We start from the raw sequence: 17,062 nt of genomic DNA, 5'->3' as shown, positions 1-17,062 counted from the left end.
ATCCCCCCAGTCCTCAGTTACGAAGCGGCTTGCCTTTGACGAGCATGTGCTGCATCCGTTGTTGTGTCTTCATCTCACCGATCAGGCTCAAGAATGCTTCCCGTTCGATATCGAGCATATATTGTTCATCGACGAGGCTACCGAAGGCGACGTTTCCGCCGGCGATGACGTGTGCGAGTTTACTAGCGATTTTCAAATCGTGTTCCGAGATATAGCCGCCGTAGAACATTTCGCGTGTCGCGAGTTCAAGCGTCGCTTTCCCAGCACGACCGACGACTGGAATCTTCGCTTTTGCTGGTGCCGTGTAGCCGGTCCGGTCCAGTTCAAGGACGAGTTGTTTCGCATCATACGTCAAGTGATCTCGGTTCATCGAGATCTGATCAACGGAGCGGACATATCCGAGTTCGCGTGCTTCAAAGGCTGATTTTGAGACTTTTACCATCGCGACGTTTTCGAACGTTTTTTGTGCTGCTTTCTCGATGTTAACGAGTCCGTCTGGTGTGTTTTCTAACAGTCGACGGTACGTATTGACGTTTCCGCCGCCTCCCGGAATCAGACCGACACCGACTTCGACGAGACCCATGTACGTTTCAAGACCAGCTTGCAGGCGAGCTGCCGGAAGCGAGATTTCTGTACCGCCACCAAGCGTCATCCCTTGTGGAGCAGCGACGATCGGACGCGATGCGTAACGAATCTTTTGAATCGATTGTTGGAACTTGTTGATGATCCAGTCGAGTTCGAACCAGTTTTCATCTTCCGCTTCCATCAGCATCATCGCTAGGTTCGCACCGACACAGAAGTTCTTGCCATCGTTCGCGATGACGAGACCACGGTGGTTTTTCTCAACGAGATCGACCGACTGTTCGATCATCTGCATGATGTCGACACCGATCGCATTGCTCTTCGAAGTGAACTCGAGGACTGCAACATCGTCACCGATATCAAGCAGGCGTGCCCCATTGTTCTCAAGGAGAACACCGTTTGACTTCCGGACGTCGCGGAGGCGGATTTCCTTCGGATTGACCGTTGCTCCGACGTAGTCTTTCGTTGCAACGTCATAATGACGACCGGACGCATCATAGAAGCTCGTTTTTCCTGCTGCGAGCATCTCATCGACCCATGCCGGTACTGCGTAACCGTCTTGTTTCATCTTTGCGACCGTCTTCTCGACACCGAGTGCGTCCCATGTCTCGAACGGTCCCATCTTCCAACCGAAGCCCCATTTCATTGCTTCGTCGATCGCTTTGATGTCGTCTGCGATTTCTCCCGTCAGCTGAGCCGAGTAGAGCAATGTTTTCGCATGGATCGGCCAGAGTAAGGCACCGACACGATCTTGTGCGAAGACGACGGCTTTCAGTTTGTTTTTTGCGCCCGGAAGTGCTTTGGCTTGTCCGATCGACGGTTCAGTAAGCGCTTTCTTTTCGACGTACTCAAATGTCTCGAGATCAAGTTCAAGGATCTGTTTTCCGACTTTCTTATAGAAGCCTTGACCCGTCTTCGCACCAAGTGCTCCTTGTTCGACAAGGTGACGCATCTCAGCCGGAACCGCGAACGTCTCCTTCTCTTCGCCTTCTGGCAACAAGTCATAGACGTTGTTTGCAACATGAACGAACGTGTCGATGCCGACGACGTCGAGTGTCCGGAACGTCGCTGACCCTGGGCGACCAAGGAGTGGGCCTGTGACCGAATCGACCTCCCCGATCGAATAGCCACCTTTTTTCATCTCATCCATCGTCACGAGGAGACCGTATGTCCCGATCCGGTTGCCGATGAAGTTCGGTGTGTCCTTCGCGATGACGACGCCTTTTCCGAGTCGTTCCTCAGCGAATTGTTTCATGAAGTCGACGACACTTGGATCCGTGTCTGACGTCGGAATCAACTCGAGTAACTTCAGATAACGTGGTGGGTTAAAGAAGTGTGTTCCGAGGAAACGACGATTGAACGATTCCGAGCGTCCTTCACGCATCGCTTCGATCGAGATGCCTGATGTGTTCGAGCTGACGATCGCGTCTTCCCGAATGAATGGTTCGATCGTTTTAAACAATTGCTGTTTGACGTCGAGTCGTTCGACGACGACTTCAACGATCCAGTCTGCTTCTTTCAGACGTTCTAAGTCGTCTTCTAAGTTTCCGACCTCGATGAAGTCGATCAATTTCTTCGATGCGAGTGGTGCTGGATTTTGTTTCAAGAGTTTTTCGCGATTATCGCGTGCGATGCGGGAGCGGACGCGCGGATCACTCAGCGTCAAGCCCTGCTTCTCTTCTTGTGCCGTAAGTTCTTTTGGTACGATATCAAGCATCAATGTCCGTATGCCAGCATTCGCAAGATGTGCCGCGATGCCTGCACCCATCACCCCTGAACCGATGATGACGGCGAATTGGATGTGTTTCGTCAACTGGATTGTGGTCGGCTGACCGATTTGACTCGCCATGATATACCCCCTGATTTTAAATTGAATGAACAACCATTCATTATACTGACAAAAAAAGAAGCCGAACGACTTTCGTGTGCTTCTTCTACATCTTCATCATAAATGAATAATGATTCAGTAGCAATAAAAAATCAATCAATGGACAAATTTTCCTGTTAGACTGATAAAAAGGAGTGATTGAAAATGAGTCAAACCGAGCATGTATGGAATCAAAAAGCCGCTGATTGGGCGGATCGCGCTGACGATATGTGGACGAACGGCAGTCGGAAAACCGTTTTGCCGTTCTTACGAAAAACGATCACCGGTGGTCGTTTGCTTGATCTCGGTTGCGGTGATGGGGCAGCCTGTCGCTTACTGACACCGGACTTTCAGACAGTCGGACTTGATGTTTCAGATGAGATGATCCGAATCGCCCGTGAGAAGTCACCCGATCAGACGTTCATCGTTGGAACGGGTGAAGCATTGCCGTTCGCCGATCATGCGTTTGATGTCGTCCTCGCCGTCAACTCACTCGAATGGTCGACACGTCCCGTAAAGGTTTTAGAAGAAATCGAACGCGTCGCCCCGCTTGTCGTCATCAGTCTACTCGGTCCGACAGCCGCACCACGGCAACTTGCTTATCGTCGTCTCTACGGTGAGGAAGTCGCGATGGGAAATACGATGATGCCGTGGGAACTGTTGCAGCTGGCGAAAGAACGGGGCTGGACGTTACTCGATGAAGCGGTCATCCAAAAGGAAGGAGCCGTCATAACGGGGCATCGGTTACTGGATCAAGCCCATGCTTTCTCGTGTTTATTTGCTTTTCAGACGACAGCTGTGAGGGAAAGATAGGATGTCGTATACAACTTTTTATACGTTCATATTAGTAGCGTTAGGTATCAATCTGTTGTTTTATATCGATTCACTTGATGTTTTAGAGCGGTGGCAATATTTCTTATTGTACATGGTCTTTCTGATGGGTATACCTGAACTCGGAAGACGCATTTTTCGACGATATCAAGAAAAGCGATTCCACCCGCAGACTTCTATCTTTCTTGTCATTCTTGTATTTGCAGGCATGTTGTTTTTAGGAAATGTCATTTTGCCGTAATGATCGATGAAACTCCATCATCAGTAACCTCACTGTCTTCTCACCCGCTTTCCTCAGGCGAGACACAAGCCAGTCTTCCTCATCCCTCGGATGACGAATCCGGGTCTTGTTTGTCTCTGACAGCGCGAGATGAAGCGTCGCGCTTTTTCCTGTAGGAGTCGGGTGAAGACATGTGAGGAGAATGCACTCATTTGTTATCCAAAGAACTCAAAAGCGATCGATTTCCGTCAATAGAATCGATCGCTTTTTGATATAAGTTCATCTAAGACGAACCGGGCATCTTCGACTCCTACAGGAAAAGGAAGCATGAGCCATGCTTCCGTCAGGGAAGAGGAAGACCCGGCAAATCGCATGAAATGCGAGATGCCGCGGCTTACTTCCCGCCTGAGGAAAGCGAAGATGCTGAGGACGTCCGGTGTACTATGCATTTTTCATACAAAAAGACGATGCAGCGTTGCATCGCCTTCTCTTCTTATCCTTTGACCATTCCTTTGAGAACGAAGGCAACGTTTGCCGGTCGTTCTGCTAAGCGGCGCATGAAGTAACCGTACCAGTCACGTCCATAAGGAACGTAGACACGGACTTTATAGCCTTGTTTGACGAGTTCGAGTTGACGCTCAACCCGGATGCCGAACAACATCTGGAATTCGAACTGGTCTTTTTCAATCCCGTTTTCTTTAGCGTAACGGATAACTTGCTCGATCATCGCATCGTCATGTGTTGCGACGGCAGCATAGTTTCCGAGTGATAATTGTAACTTCACGAGCTTGATGTAGTTATGATCGACATCTTCCTTCTCTGGAAATGCCACCGTTGCCGGCTCTTTGTATGCCCCTTTGACGATCCGGAGATTCGTCTCGAAGCGTCCGACACGTTTGATGTCATCTTCCGACCGGTAGAGGTATGACTGGATGACTGTTCCGATGTTATCGAAAGATTGGCGCAATTCTTCAAACAATTGAATCGTCTTTTCACAACGTGGCTCATCTTCCATATCGATCGTGACGAAGACACCGAGTTCTTTCGCCCGTGTTAAGATCCGTTCCATGTTCGAGCGAATCAAGTCGTCCGAGATATCGAGTCCGAGTGATGTCAGTTTCAACGAGAGTTGCGAGTCTAATTTTTCTTCCGCAATCATCTCAACCGCACGAATACATTCTTGTGTCATCATCTCTGCTTCCGCTACCGTCGAGATGAACTCCCCTAAATGGTCCATCGTGACGCATAACCCTTTTGCGTTCAATTCCTGGATCGCCCGTTTTGATGCTTCCAATGAATCCCCTGCCACGAAGCGACTTGCTCCGAATTTAAGCCCGTATCGCTTGGCGAGACCGTTCAATGTCTTGTTTTGCGATAAGAAGATAAAACCATCCCGTAGTACTTTTTCCATCACTCATGATTCCCCCTAAATAAATGCTAGGCTGTTTTACCGTATCGGTTCACATCTCTGCCTTTATATTATGACATAAAGCGCTTACATACGCTCTTTCTTTTGTTTATTTTTGAGAATCTGTTGTGCGACAAGTCCCACGGCAAAGAATAAGACATACAGACCGATCGCGAGGAAGAACTGCCACGAGAACGGATCACGAAGGCTTGAGCCGATATTGTTGTAAACGAATGCACCGGGAATGATCCCGATATAGTTCGCGATGGCGAACTGTTTAAAGCGGATTTTTGATAATCCGGACGCGTAGCTGATCGCGTCAAACGGAAATAGCGGAATCAACCGGACGATCAAGACGACGAGAAAGCCGTTCGTTGCAATCCGTTCGTCGAGTACGTTCAGCTTCCCTTTCCCGATCAACTTCTCAACTCCACGGCGACCGAGCAACCGGGCGATCCAAAAGCTGAGTAATCCACCCGTACCGGCACCAATAACATCAAGTAATGTCCCGAGCCACGGACCGTACGTATAGCCGCCAAAGACGGTCAAAAGACTCGCCGGAAAAAAGACGAGTGGTCGGACGGTATAAGCGAGCACATAGAGCAACATCCCTGTCAGACCTTGATTCCGTACCCAATCCGATAATGCTTGAATGTCGAATTGCTCCAACATTCCCGACATCCGGAAATACAGGAGCAATCCAAGTCCAAACATAAAATACAGCGTGATCGGGAGCCAGTCCCGGAGCCGTAGTTTCTTCATGACATCGTCGCTGGAGCAACGTAATAGAAAATCGACAGGAAGATCAACACACTACCAGCAAGGACGAACAGATGCCAAATCGCGTGGTTATACGGCAAGCGTGCCCAGACGTAAAAGATGACGCCGAGCGAGTACGCAAGTCCACCACCGAGGAGCAGTAAGAATCCTTGTAATCCAAGTGCTTCATAGATCGGCTTGATCGCAAACAGACAACACCAGCCGAGGATCAGATAAGACGCATTCGAGATCCAGACATATTTACCGGTCGAATAAAGCTTCCAGATGATGCCGAGCGTTCCGACACCCCAGACGATTCCGAGCAATGTCCAGCCGAGCGGACCACGGAGTGTGATCAAAGCGAACGGTGTATAACTACCGGCAATCAACAAATAGATGCCAGCATGATCTAAAATTTGTAGAACCTTGTTTGCTTTCGTATGCATCAGCGAATGCATCAAGGTCGAGAACAGATAAAGGAGAATCATCGTTGCCCCGAAGATACTGACAGCAGTGACGTTCCAAGCGCTGCCGGATTTCGTCGCCTGCAGGATCAACATCACGAGCGCGACGATACTGAAAATGACACCCAATCCGTGTGTAATGGCACTGGCGATCTCCTCTTTCAAGGAGTCACCTTTTGCGAGTAGCTCTTCGATCGTTTCTTTCGATTGTTGCTTGATCGTTTGCTTAAGTTCTTTTTTGGTAACCAACCGAACACCTACTTTCTAATGACACAAGACTAACACTTTGATTATACGCTCTGAAGCGACAGCGTGCCTATCGAAAGATTCTGTCGATTTGATGACAACCGTCATCTGTTTGTCTTTTCCCGCTTATACAAAAATCCACACCGCCTTTGCGATGTGGATGTCGTTTACCATTGTTCAATATCCGGGCGATCCTTGAACGTCGATTTTGTACCGTGACGTTCGTTAAGGACGGCTTCGACTTCTTTGAATGAGACACCGCGCTCAGCGAGCAAGACCGTTAAGTGATACAACAAGTCTGCTGTCTCTTCTGCTAACGTATCGTTACCAGCGAGAACGACTTCAAATGCCTCTTCGCCGAACTTCTTCGCGATCTTCTCATATCCAGAAGCAATCAAATAGTTCGTATAGGATTCTGCTTCTTTCGCGTCAATCTTCGCTTTGACCGTCTGTTCCAGTTCGTATAACATCGGGCACCTCCACTTCCGTATAGAAACAACTACGATTTCCTGTATGGCATGTCGGACCATTCGCTTTGACCGTGATCAAGAGACTATCTTGATCACAGTCAATCCACATCCGTTTGAGTTCAAGCGTGTTCCCGCTCGTTTCCCCTTTCGTCCAGAGACGATTCTTCGTCCGCGAGAAGAAGGTGACAAGACCGGTCGCAAGCGTCTTATCATAAGCGGCTTGGTCCATGAAGCCGACCATCAAGACATCGTTCGTCTGCTCGTCGACGACGACGGCAGCGACGAGTCCTTTTGAAAAATTCAATGTCGTCATCGGACTTCGACTCCCCGTTCTTTGAGGTAAGCTTTCGTTTCCGGCATCGTGTATGTCGCTTCATGGAAGATTGAAGCAGCAAGAGCCGCGTCAGCGCCTGCCTCTAGTCCTTCCGCTAAGTGATCGAGCGTTCCGACCCCACCGGAAGCAATGATCGGCACGTTGACGACTTCACGCAGACGACGGATTAAGGCGAGATCATAGCCGTCTTTTGTTCCGTCAGCGTCCATTGAAGTGACGAGTAATTCACCGGCACCCAGGGCAACGGCTTCCTGCGCCCACTCGATCGCGTCACGTCCGACGGGTTGTGTTCCCCCGTGTGAGAAGACACCCCATGAGTCGCCGGTCTGTTTCGCATCGATTGCGACGACTGTCGCTTGGACACCGAACAGGCGGCTGACTTCTTGAATCAGTTGTGGATTTTGAAGCGCTGATGAGTTGAGTGAGACTTTGTCAGCACCGGCACGAATCAAGCGTTTCGCGTCTTCGATCGTCTTGATTCCGCCACCGACCGTAAACGGCATGTAGATGACTTCTGCGACGCGTTCGACGATATCAAGCATCGTCTCGCGCCCTTCTTGTGTTGCTGAGATATCAAGCAGAACGAGTTCGTCCGCCCCTTGCTCGTAATAGTATTTCGCGACGGCGACCGGGTCACCAAGATCACGTAAGTTCTGGAATTTGACCCCTTTGACGACACGTCCTTCCTTGACGTCAAGACAGGGAATGATCCGCTTCATCAACATACGCGTAACACCTCTTTTAAGGCGAGTGATCCGTCGAGTAACGCCCGACCGACGACCGCTCCGTCCATCCCGATCTCTTTGAGGCGCGCGACGTCATCGACTGTCGTCACACCACCAGAAGCAATCAATTCGACCCCTTCCCGTTTCAAGCGATCGAGTCCATCAACGTCCGGTCCCATCATCATTCCGTCACGCGAAATGTCTGTATACAGGAACGTCTTGATGCCTTTGCCGATCAGGTGTGTCATTGCCTCTTCAAGCGTCCAACCGCTTGCTTCGAGCCAGCCGCGTGTTTGAACGATACCTTCTTTTGCATCTAACGCAACAGCCAGTTTATCACCAGCGAGAGCAATCATCTGCTCGAGTAACGCTTCGTCTTCTAGGGCAACCGTGCCGACGAGAATCCGGTCGATTCCGGCACCGACGTACGCTTCGACGGTCTCGATGTTACGGACACCACCACCAGCTTCGACGAACAAACCGGTCTCCTTTTTGATGTCGGCGATCAAGTTCAAGTGCAACGGTTCGCCGGCTTTCGCGCCATCAAGATCGATCAAGTGGATCGCTGTCGCCCCATCTTCCTTGAAGCGCTTCGCAATCGTCAACGCATCACCGAAGAATGTCTGTTGGTCAAAATCTCCTTGCTTCAGGCGTACGGCCTGTCCGCTCATTAAATCGATTGCTGGGTAGAGTTGCATGTCGTCTCTCTCCATTCCTTCAGTAGTTTCAGTCCGACTTCGCCACTCTTCTCTGGGTGGAACTGCATCCCGGTGACTTGTCCTTTTTGAACGATCGCTGGAACAAGACGTCCGTATTCAACCGCGTCGACGATCCATTCTGGGTCACAAACAGCGCCGTACGAGTGGACGAAATAGACGGCTTCGCCATGGTTCGTCAGCTGGTGCCAGCCCATGTGCGGCAAGCGGACGTCGCTCGGTAGTTTTTCGATTGTTCCTGGTAAAATGCCGAGACCTTCCGTCACTCCGTCTTCGTCACTTGATTCAAAGAGCAACTGCATTCCGAGACAAATCCCGAGGAATGGTTTCTTTTCCGCTTGTTCTTTTAAGAAGTCGACGAGTCCTGTTTCTTTCAAGCGCTCCATTGCCGGTGCATAGGCACCGACACCCGGTAAGACGAGTGCTTCTGCTTGGTCGAGCAACTCCGTGTCACTCGTGACGATGACTGCTTCGCCGAGCTCCTTTAACGCCCGCTCGACATTCGCGATATTCCCGACGCCATAATCGACGATTGCTATCATTGATCAATCAACCCTTTCGTAGACGGTACGCCTTCGCTCGTCACGGCGACTGCCTGACGGACGGCCCGACCAAGTGCTTTGAACAACCCTTCGATCATGTGGTGGGTGTTCGAGCCATATAAGACTTCGGCATGGATCGTCATCCGAGCACTGCGGGATAAGCCTTGGAAGAACTCTTCTGCGAGTTCCGTATCAAAGTCACCGAGCTTCGGATTCTTGAAACTAGCACGGAAGACCGTGAACGGACGACCGCTGAAATCAAGGACGACGGAAGCAAGGGTCTCGTCCATCGGCACACGGGATTCACCGTAGCGTTCAATCCCGGCTTTATCACCGAGTGCTTCCGTCAATGCTGCCCCGAGAACGATCGCTGTATCTTCGACCGTGTGGTGCGCATCGATCCACGTATCACCTTTTGCGGTTACCTTCAGACCAATTCGGGCCTGGAAGGCGAATAACGTCAACATATGATCAAAGAACCCGACACCGGTCTTGATTTCAACGGGACCTCCTGCGAGATCGACCTCGACCTTGATGTCTGATTCTGCACTTACTCGTTCGCTTGCGCCACGCCGCATCGTAATTCCTCCTCTACACACGTTTCTAATACTTGCATCGCTTCTGGTGATCCACAACTGACACGGAATGCCTGGTCAAACAAACGAATCCGTAATCCGGCGTCAGCACAACGCTGCGTAAAGCGTTCGGCTTCCGGATACTCGACGTAGACGAAGTTCGCTGCACTTGGATACGTTTTGCCGATTGGCGCGAGAATCCGTTCGATTGCTTCACGGCTCGCATACGTTTCCTCTAAGACTCGATCGAGTTCCGGTTCTGCCATGATGGCGATGCCGACAGCTGCTGATAGACCAGAGACGTTGTACGGTGATTTAATCTGTTCGATTTCTTGGATGATTTGTTCGCTCGCGATGACAAAACCAAGTCGGAGCGATGCGAGTCCGAACGCTTTCGAGAGCGTCCGTAAGATGATCGCTTTCGGATATTCCTCGAGTAAGTGAAGCATCGACTGTTCGAGCGCGAAGTCGATGTACGCCTCATCGATGACGACGTATTTGCCACTGTCGAGCAAACGACGGATGTCCGCTTCCTTGCGGAGGACACCGGACGGATTGTGCGGGTGACTCAAGAAGATGATTTCCCCCGGCGCTGCGATCAATCCGTCGACGTCAAGCGCCATTTCGTCGAGTAACGGTACCCGTTCAAACGGTGCCCGTGCCCGGTCAGCGTAGAACTGGTACATGACGAAGTCCGGTTCCGAGGCGATGACTGGCATCCCGGGTCCACCGTAGCGGGCACATAAGTAGCCGATCAACTCATCCGAGCCGTTTCCGGCGACGAGTTGCGTCGGACGGACACCGGCGTACGTCGCGTATGATGCCTTGACTTGATCGATGATTTCGACAGGATATTCATTTAAAGGGAACGTTGCGATCAATTCCTGGATCGCTTCGATCCCGACTGGACTGTGGGTCGTGAATCGTTCGTTTTGGTGTAATCGCATTAGTCTTCCCTCACTTCGATGGCTTGTGCGTGTGCTTCGAGTCCTTCGACCCGGGCAACGGTCTTCGCTGCGTTCGCGAGACGTTGTACGCCTGCGCGTGTGGCTTCGAGCATCGTCTGGTGACGCAGGAACGTCCGCGCTGATAATCCAGACGCAAAACGAGCTGTTCCGGATGTCGGTAAGACGTGATTCGTTCCAGCGACGTAATCGCCGAGCGTTTCCGGTGTCTCGTGACCGAGGAAGATCATCCCGGCGTGACGGATCGACTTGACGACCTCTTGCGGATTGGCAACGGCAAGTTCCAAGTGTTCCGCTGCAAGACGGTTCGCTTCTTCGATCGCTTTTTCAAGTGGAGCGACGAAGACGCCACCGTTTTCCATCGCACGACGGGCAATCTCTTGACGCGGCAATTGTTGTAAGCGCCGTTCGATTTCTGCATCCACCGCTTGTTTCATCTCTTCTGTCGGCACGAAGGCGATCGCGACAGCGTCACGGTCGTGTTCAGCTTGGGCAAGTAAGTCCGCTGCGATCCGGTCCGGATGCGCCGTTTCGTCCGCGATGACGACAACTTCCGATGGACCAGCAACCGAGTCGATGCCAACGATCCCGTAGACTTGGCGTTTTGCTTCAGCGACGAAACGGTTCCCGGGTCCGACGATCAAATCGACAGCTTGGATGCTTTCTGTTCCGAATGTCAGGGCGGCAACGGCTTGCGCTCCACCAATCGTATAGATTTCTGTCACACCAGCGATCCGAGCCGCAACGAGTACCTCGTCACTTAAGTTCGTCATCGGTGTCACCATGACGACGCGTTCAACTCCGGCGACTTTCGCTGGAATGGCGTTCATCAAGACGGTCGACGGATAACTTGCTGCACCACCCGGTACGTAGATCCCGACTGAATCAACGGGAACGAAGCGTTGACGTCGTGTCACGTCTGCTTCGACGAGTTCGATGTCGGACGGCAGTTCCTGTTCGTGCCATTCGACGAGTCGTGTCGCCATCAACTTCAACGAGTCGATCAAGTTGGCGTCTGCCTGTTCGAACGCTTGTGTGATCCGTGTTTCACTGAGGCGGAAATCCTCGAGATCGACCTGATCGAATTGGTTCGTATAATCGCGGACAGCAGCGTCACCGTCTGTTGCGACGCGTTCGAGAATCGCGCGGACCGCGAGTTCTGTGTCGCGATCGATGCTGAAAGGTTTTGTCGGTGTCATGATCGTGTCACTCCTTCTGTCAATTGCTCCAGCAAGCGGATGACTTCAACCCGCTTCCGTTTTAACGTCCATTCGCTCGTAAAGAATCGAGCGCTGATATCGATGATTTTTTCGTATTCATTTAGTCCGTTTGCCCGTAACGTCTCACCTGTCTCGACGATATCGACGATTGCATCAGCAAGTCCGAGTAACGGTGCTAACTCGACCGAACCGTTCAACGGTACGATGTCGACGTCGACACCGAGTTCGCTGAAGTAGCGTTTTGCGATGACCGGATACTTCGTCGCAATCCGGACGCGGCGTCCACCTTCGAATTGTAGCGGTTCTTTCGCACAGACGGACATCCGGCAGACACCAAACGGTAATTCTGCGAGTTCCGATAGTTCTTGATCCGATTCGAGTAAGATGTCACTGCCGGTGATTGCAACATCGAGAACTCCTTGAGCGACGTACGGGATCAGGTCCGATCCTTTCATGAAGACGAATTCGTGCTCGCCCCGTTTGACGATTAGTTCGCGTTCAATGGCTCCCCATGTCTCGACGCCAGCTTCTTTTAGATAACGTTCTGTCGCTTTCGACAGCCGTCCTTTCGTAATTCCGATTCGCATTTAGAGCACCTCCGCCAACCGTTCGACCGAGAATCCGATGCCGAACGCCTGTTGTTCTTGTCCGAATTGTTCATAAAGCCGGTCGTAGCGTCCACCGACGAGGATGGGTTCCGTCACACCTTCGATGAAACCGTGGATCGTGATCCCGTCGTAATACGTCTGTAAGCCCATTTGACCGAAGTCGAGATCGGCATTGACGGCTTCCGCGAGATCAAGCACGGCATTGAGTCGTGTCTCGTCGACGTACGGTAGGATCGTCTCTGCCCCTTCACGTCCGAATAATAAAGGAAGTTTCGCAAGTAAGGCATCATCGAGTTGACCCGCGATTCGCTTCAGTTCGATGACGTTACGTAAACGGAGCATCTGCGTCACTTGGTCGCGTAAGTGGTGATCACCGACACGCGTCTCGATCAAATGCTCGATCAAACCGGCATCACCGATCGAGAGTGTGACTTCTTTTCCCGTCAGTTCTTCGACGAGTCGGACCGCAAGTTGAATTGCTTCGACTTCAGCGATTTGTCCCCGTTCCTCAAACCCGACTTGGAACTTCTCTTCCGGTCGAAAGACCGAGCCACTGTAGAAGACACGTTTATATTGTTCGCGACCACGTTCGCTGAGGGCACGCGCGACACTAGTCGTAAAGTCCATCCGAATCTGTTCCCGTCCACCGATTTCCTCAATTAAGGGGGTGATTAATCGGGTATAGTTAGATTGTTCGAGTCCATCTTCGAGCTGACGGATGACCTGCTGAAGCCGCGTTGCCGAGGCACCGACGTAATCCGTCGCTCCATCCTTGAGTCGAATCGTAGAAAATGATTGCATACTCCCACTCCTTTATCTTATTATCACTGTACCACGCTAAATTATTTAACGATAAGATACCGCGTTTCGGGCACATTGTCAATCGCTTTGCTTGCCAATTCTAAAAAATCGGAGGGTTACTCATGCAATTATTGAAATGGGACGGTCACGTCCACAGTCCATATTGTCCACACGGTACGAATGATCCACTCGAAGCCTACATCGAGCGCGCGTTAGAGCAAGGCTTAGAACGAATCAGCTTCACCGAACATGCCCCTTTACCTGAAGGTCTGACGGACCCCGCACCGGATAACGATTCCGGAATGTCGTTCGCGACAGCCGATGCCTACCTGAAGGAATTGACACAACTCCGCGAGACATACAAGAATCAGATCGATATCCGGATCGGGATGGAGTTCGACTACTGGGAAGGGCATGTCGATGGCACACGTGACATCATCGCCCGCTATGCTGACGTCTTGACCGACGGCATTCTCTCACTGCATTACTTATACATCGATGAGCAGTATTATGGCGTCGACTTCAGCAAGGAAAGCTTCGGTGAGATCGTCACAAAACTCGGAAGCGTCACGGCGGTCCACGAACGCTATTATGAAGGCATCCAAGCCCTCGTCATGACGGACCTCGGTGCACACCAGCCGAAGCGCCTCGGTCACTTAACGTTACCGACGAAGTTCATCCAAGCCTATCCGCTTGAGTCGAACCCAACGAACCTCGACGACACGTTACGGAAAATCCGTCAGGCGAACTTCACACTCGACGTCAACACGGCAGGACTCCGTAAGCCGTTATGCGGTCTTTCCTATCCTTACCCGGAACTCTTGCAAGTCACGCAGTCGTTATCGATTCCGCTCGTCTATGGATCAGATGCCCATCTCGCAAAAGATGTCGGTGCTGATTTCGATTTCAAATGGTAAAACAAAAATCCGGATGCCGCAGCGTCCGGATTTTTTTGTTTAGGAATATGGAAAATCAGCAGCTTCGACAGGAGCAATCGATCGTGCTAATTTTTTTAATTGTGCTAGCGACACGTTACCGGACAGGAGGACGATTTGGTTGTCCTCGACGTAATAGAGGTTCGCTCTCCCTTGTTTCTGCTCGAAATAAGCCGTCTGTCCGTTCGCAAGTGTCGTTTCCTTCCAGTCCTCGCCTTGAACGTCTTGCTTCGGAACAACGGTTAGAAGAATCGTTTGGGACTTCGTGTGGAAGAACCAAACACTATCGTCCCCATTAGGAGTCGAACTACTCATAATCGCTTGGAATGTTGAGAACGGTAAATTCAAACCGCGAGTCGAATCATCATCTTTTTTAATATTTTGAACGTCGTCATGTAAACCGCCTTTTAAAATCCAGTTCTTCTCTTGCTTGGTATACTCTAATACAGCAATACGATCTGCTCCTTTTGGATAATGAAGCGTCACGTAAGCATGATTCCCGAGGGCGACACTACTCCAGATATCGCCTTCAGTCGGATGCGCTTTTGTTCCATCCTTAAAGTAAAACGTCACGTGACGACGGAAATCCGCTTCAAACGAATCCTGTTCTGAAAAGTCTTCTGCTTTAATACGTTGTACGATGGCATCCGGCTCAGCACCATCCTCAGCAGTGATATCATCAATCCATCGCGTGTGAAGCTGATTCAAAGGCGGAACTTGGTCTGGTTCTGCACAACCGGTCAAAATACTTGCAGCGAGTAATGCACTGATTACAACAATCCGTTGAAATCGCATGACAATCTCCTTTTCCTCTTTTTTCCTTTCTTTGAGTATCGCATGCTTCGAGACTACGTCTTCAAGAAAATTACGAAAAGAGGGTAAGAAGAATTTCTGATTAATACGCATTCATACGTGGAAGATATATAGACAAAAACAGGTCAGCCCCCTTCTATTGAAGAGAACTAATCTGTTTCATCTGTTTCATCTGTTTCATATGTTTCACTCTAAGTTGGCATGTTTCCCGTACATCGTTTGCGAATCAAGCTGCTTCTCTTCCATGATCTGCAGAATCAAGGCATCATAGAACAACAACATCGTCTGTTCGAACAACGAGCCCATCGGTTGCACCGTCTCGTCCGCTGATGCCGTTTGTTCTTTCGGAACTCCGGGCAGTTGGACGACTAAGTCTGCTAATCGTGCTAACGTCGACGTCGGATTGATCGTGACGACGGCCACCGTTCCACCGAGTTGCTGTGCTTTCTCGACGATCGGAATCAAGGTTTTCGTCTCACCTGATCCGGAACCGACGATTAACAAGTCACCCTCGCGTAAATTCGCCGTGACCGTCTCGCCGACGACATAAGCATCGAGTCCCATGTGCATCAGCCGCATGACGAACGCTTTCCCCATCAAGCCGGAGCGACCGGCTCCTGCGAGAAAGATTCGGTTCGCTTGAAGCACAGAGTCTGCCAGTTCTTTCGTCTCCGTCGCATCGATCGCTTCGACCGTCGATGTCAGTTCTTTGATAATCGTTTGGATATGTGTCATTTACGCCTCTTGCAGCATCCGGTGCATCGTTGACGCTGTCTTTTGTTTATCATCTTGTCCCGTGATCCCGCCACCGACGATGATCAGATCAGGACGTGCAGCGATGACTTCCGGTAACGTCTCCATCTTGATGCCACCCGCAACAGCTGTTTTTGCATTTGTCACAACTGACTTGATTGTCGCAAGATCTTCAAATGAGTTTTGACCGACTGCTTGGAGATCGTAACCTGTGTGGACACAGATGTAGTCGACGCCTAACGCATCAAGTTCTTTCGCCCGTGTTGCGATATCTTTCACAGCAATCATGTCGACGAGAATCTGTTTGCCTGATTTTTTCGCTTCTTCGACTGCCCCTTTGATTGACATGTCTTCCGCCGCACCAAGGATCGTCACGATGTCGGCACCATGTGCGACAGCTTGGCTGACTTCGTAACCGGCAGCGTCCATGATCTTCAAGTCAGCGAGGACCGTTAAGTTCGGGAACGCGGCTTTCATTTCTTTGACGGCGCGGAGCCCTTCGTTGATGACGACCGGTGTTCCGATTTCGACGATATCTAAATTGTCTTCCCCGATTTCTTTGACTAAAGCAATCGCACCTGCTGTATCGACTAAATCAATTGCGAGTTGTAATTTCATTTTGTATCTCTCCCATTCTTCTCTATATTGTCGTACCTGACACTTCCTTCGGACGTTCATGAAGGAACAAGACTAAATATAATCCGCAGGAGCATTCTTGAGAAGTACGCACTTTTAATTTACATAGTGCGGTTTTTCATACATAGTGCAAAAAAGTATACTGTCGATTGGAAGAAAGACTATACTGGAGCAGGAGGTGGAACGATGCCACATTTTGAAGACCGTCAGTTTAACTGTGAGAAGGAATTGACACTCTCGATCATCGGGGGAAAATGGAAGATGCTCATTCTTTGGCACTTAGGCAAGGAAGGAACGAAACGCTTCGGGGAACTGAAAAGTCTGATGCCTGGGATCACGCAACGGATGCTCGTCAATCAACTGCGCGAACTCGAGGACCACCATATCATTCACCGGGAAGTCTATCCGGTCGTACCACCGAAGGTCGAGTACTCGTTGACGCCACACGGTCATAGCTTAATGCCGATTTTAGATGCGATGTATGATTGGGGTAAGGATTATGCGAAAAACGTTCTGGAGATTGATTTCGAACAACAAAAGGTATCGCCATAAAAAAGATGCTCGCGGTCTCGTCTCTTTTTAGAGGTAAGTC

General features: G+C 50.5%; 19 protein-coding genes and 1 pseudogene. 4 read left to right on the top strand and 16 right to left on the bottom strand.

The genetic code is table 11. The features are described from left to right. Window positions 1-13: 13 nt before the first annotated feature. Window positions 14-2,431 carry a 3-hydroxyacyl-CoA dehydrogenase/enoyl-CoA hydratase family protein gene (locus B4C70_RS10140; RefSeq protein ID WP_290779029.1) on the bottom strand — a complete coding sequence of 806 codons (2,418 nt, stop codon included), beginning with the start codon at window positions 2,429-2,431 and terminating at the stop codon, window positions 14-16. Window positions 2,432-2,614: 183 nt separating this feature from the next. Between B4C70_RS10140 and B4C70_RS10135 the strand changes: the two genes are divergently transcribed. Both B4C70_RS10135 and B4C70_RS10130 read left to right on the top strand, forming a co-directional pair. After that, complete coding sequence (locus B4C70_RS10135) at window positions 2,615-3,262, top strand: class I SAM-dependent methyltransferase (protein ID WP_290779026.1); 648 nt, start codon at window positions 2,615-2,617, stop codon at window positions 3,260-3,262. A 1-nt stretch (window position 3,263) separates the two neighbouring features. After that, window positions 3,264-3,521, top strand: a complete 258-nt coding sequence (locus B4C70_RS10130) for a hypothetical protein (protein WP_290779023.1) — start codon at window positions 3,264-3,266, stop codon at window positions 3,519-3,521. Between the two features lie 472 nt (window positions 3,522-3,993). On the opposite strand, the gene B4C70_RS10125 is transcribed toward B4C70_RS10130, so the two are convergent. From B4C70_RS10125 to B4C70_RS10070, 12 genes and pseudogenes are all read right to left on the bottom strand, one after another. Beyond that, on the bottom strand, window positions 3,994-4,911 hold the full coding sequence (locus B4C70_RS10125) for a proline dehydrogenase family protein (protein WP_029342446.1): 918 nt from the start codon (window positions 4,909-4,911) through the stop codon (window positions 3,994-3,996). Window positions 4,912-4,995: 84 nt separating this feature from the next. Continuing rightward, window positions 4,996-5,670 carry a TVP38/TMEM64 family protein gene (locus B4C70_RS10120; protein ID WP_290779020.1) on the bottom strand — a complete coding sequence of 225 codons (675 nt, stop codon included), beginning with the start codon at window positions 5,668-5,670 and terminating at the stop codon, window positions 4,996-4,998. After that, window positions 5,667-6,326: a PAQR family membrane homeostasis protein TrhA gene (gene trhA, locus B4C70_RS10115; protein WP_035396436.1), complete on the bottom strand. Its 660-nt coding sequence runs from the start codon at window positions 6,324-6,326 to the stop codon at window positions 5,667-5,669. The genes B4C70_RS10120 and trhA overlap by 4 nt, the downstream gene beginning before the upstream one ends. A 218-nt stretch (window positions 6,327-6,544) precedes the next feature. Next, a pseudogene (hisIE, locus tag B4C70_RS10110) lies at window positions 6,545-7,160 on the bottom strand (bifunctional phosphoribosyl-AMP cyclohydrolase/phosphoribosyl-ATP diphosphatase HisIE). Then, the gene (hisF, locus tag B4C70_RS10105) at window positions 7,157-7,906 is read right to left on the bottom strand and encodes an imidazole glycerol phosphate synthase subunit HisF (RefSeq protein ID WP_023469183.1); all 750 of its coding nucleotides are present in this window, start codon (window positions 7,904-7,906) and stop codon (window positions 7,157-7,159) included. Before hisF ends, hisIE begins: the two are co-directional and overlap by 4 nt. Further along, window positions 7,900-8,604, bottom strand: coding sequence for a 1-(5-phosphoribosyl)-5-[(5-phosphoribosylamino)methylideneamino]imidazole-4-carboxamide isomerase (hisA, locus tag B4C70_RS10100; RefSeq protein WP_029342450.1), 705 nt, complete (start codon window positions 8,602-8,604; stop codon window positions 7,900-7,902). Before hisA ends, hisF begins: the two co-directional genes overlap by 7 nt. Beyond that, window positions 8,577-9,164: an imidazole glycerol phosphate synthase subunit HisH gene (gene hisH / locus B4C70_RS10095; RefSeq protein ID WP_290779017.1), complete on the bottom strand. Its 588-nt coding sequence runs from the start codon at window positions 9,162-9,164 to the stop codon at window positions 8,577-8,579. Before hisH ends, hisA begins: the two co-directional genes overlap by 28 nt. After that, window positions 9,161-9,742 carry an imidazoleglycerol-phosphate dehydratase HisB gene (gene hisB, locus B4C70_RS10090; protein WP_035396348.1) on the bottom strand — a complete coding sequence of 194 codons (582 nt, stop codon included), beginning with the start codon at window positions 9,740-9,742 and terminating at the stop codon, window positions 9,161-9,163. The genes hisH and hisB overlap by 4 nt, the downstream gene beginning before the upstream one ends. Next, a complete protein-coding gene (locus B4C70_RS10085; RefSeq protein ID WP_290779014.1) occupies window positions 9,715-10,686 on the bottom strand; it encodes a pyridoxal phosphate-dependent aminotransferase in 972 nt (323 codons plus the stop codon). The genes hisB and B4C70_RS10085 overlap by 28 nt, the downstream gene beginning before the upstream one ends. Next, window positions 10,686-11,903 carry a histidinol dehydrogenase gene (gene hisD, locus B4C70_RS10080; protein ID WP_029342453.1) on the bottom strand — a complete coding sequence of 406 codons (1,218 nt, stop codon included), beginning with the start codon at window positions 11,901-11,903 and terminating at the stop codon, window positions 10,686-10,688. The genes B4C70_RS10085 and hisD overlap by 1 nt, the downstream gene beginning before the upstream one ends. Then, window positions 11,900-12,511, bottom strand: coding sequence for an ATP phosphoribosyltransferase (hisG, locus tag B4C70_RS10075; protein ID WP_023469189.1), 612 nt, complete (start codon window positions 12,509-12,511; stop codon window positions 11,900-11,902). The genes hisD and hisG overlap by 4 nt, the downstream gene beginning before the upstream one ends. Next, window positions 12,512-13,333: an ATP phosphoribosyltransferase regulatory subunit gene (locus tag B4C70_RS10070; RefSeq protein WP_290779012.1), complete on the bottom strand. Its 822-nt coding sequence runs from the start codon at window positions 13,331-13,333 to the stop codon at window positions 12,512-12,514. A gap of 122 nt (window positions 13,334-13,455) precedes the next feature. Here B4C70_RS10070 and hisJ point away from each other — a divergent pair, with 122 nt between their 5' ends. Next, a complete protein-coding gene (gene hisJ, locus B4C70_RS10065) occupies window positions 13,456-14,250 on the top strand; it encodes a histidinol-phosphatase HisJ (protein WP_290779009.1) in 795 nt (264 codons plus the stop codon). Window positions 14,251-14,289: 39 nt separating this feature from the next. Here hisJ and B4C70_RS10060 read toward each other — a convergent pair whose 3' ends face one another. From B4C70_RS10060 to hxlA, 3 genes are all read right to left on the bottom strand, one after another. Further along, a complete protein-coding gene (locus tag B4C70_RS10060) occupies window positions 14,290-15,063 on the bottom strand; it encodes a hypothetical protein (RefSeq protein WP_290779006.1) in 774 nt (257 codons plus the stop codon). A 204-nt stretch (window positions 15,064-15,267) separates the two neighbouring features. Further along, window positions 15,268-15,816 carry a 6-phospho-3-hexuloisomerase gene (hxlB, locus tag B4C70_RS10055; protein ID WP_290779003.1) on the bottom strand — a complete coding sequence of 183 codons (549 nt, stop codon included), beginning with the start codon at window positions 15,814-15,816 and terminating at the stop codon, window positions 15,268-15,270. Further along, on the bottom strand, window positions 15,817-16,452 hold the full coding sequence (gene hxlA, locus B4C70_RS10050) for a 3-hexulose-6-phosphate synthase (protein WP_290779000.1): 636 nt from the start codon (window positions 16,450-16,452) through the stop codon (window positions 15,817-15,819). Window positions 16,453-16,656: 204 nt separating this feature from the next. Here hxlA and B4C70_RS10045 point away from each other — a divergent pair, with 204 nt between their 5' ends. Next, window positions 16,657-17,022: a winged helix-turn-helix transcriptional regulator gene (locus tag B4C70_RS10045; RefSeq protein ID WP_075643057.1), complete on the top strand. Its 366-nt coding sequence runs from the start codon at window positions 16,657-16,659 to the stop codon at window positions 17,020-17,022. Window positions 17,023-17,062 lie beyond the last annotated feature (40 nt).

Origin of the sequence: Exiguobacterium sp. UBA5002, assembly GCF_002396765.1 — a bacterium.
Classification (GTDB): Bacteria; Bacillota; Bacilli; order Exiguobacteriales; family Exiguobacteriaceae; genus Exiguobacterium_A.
The sequence above is the reverse complement of the archived record's forward strand: the minus strand, read 5'-3'. Positions and strand labels throughout refer to the sequence as shown.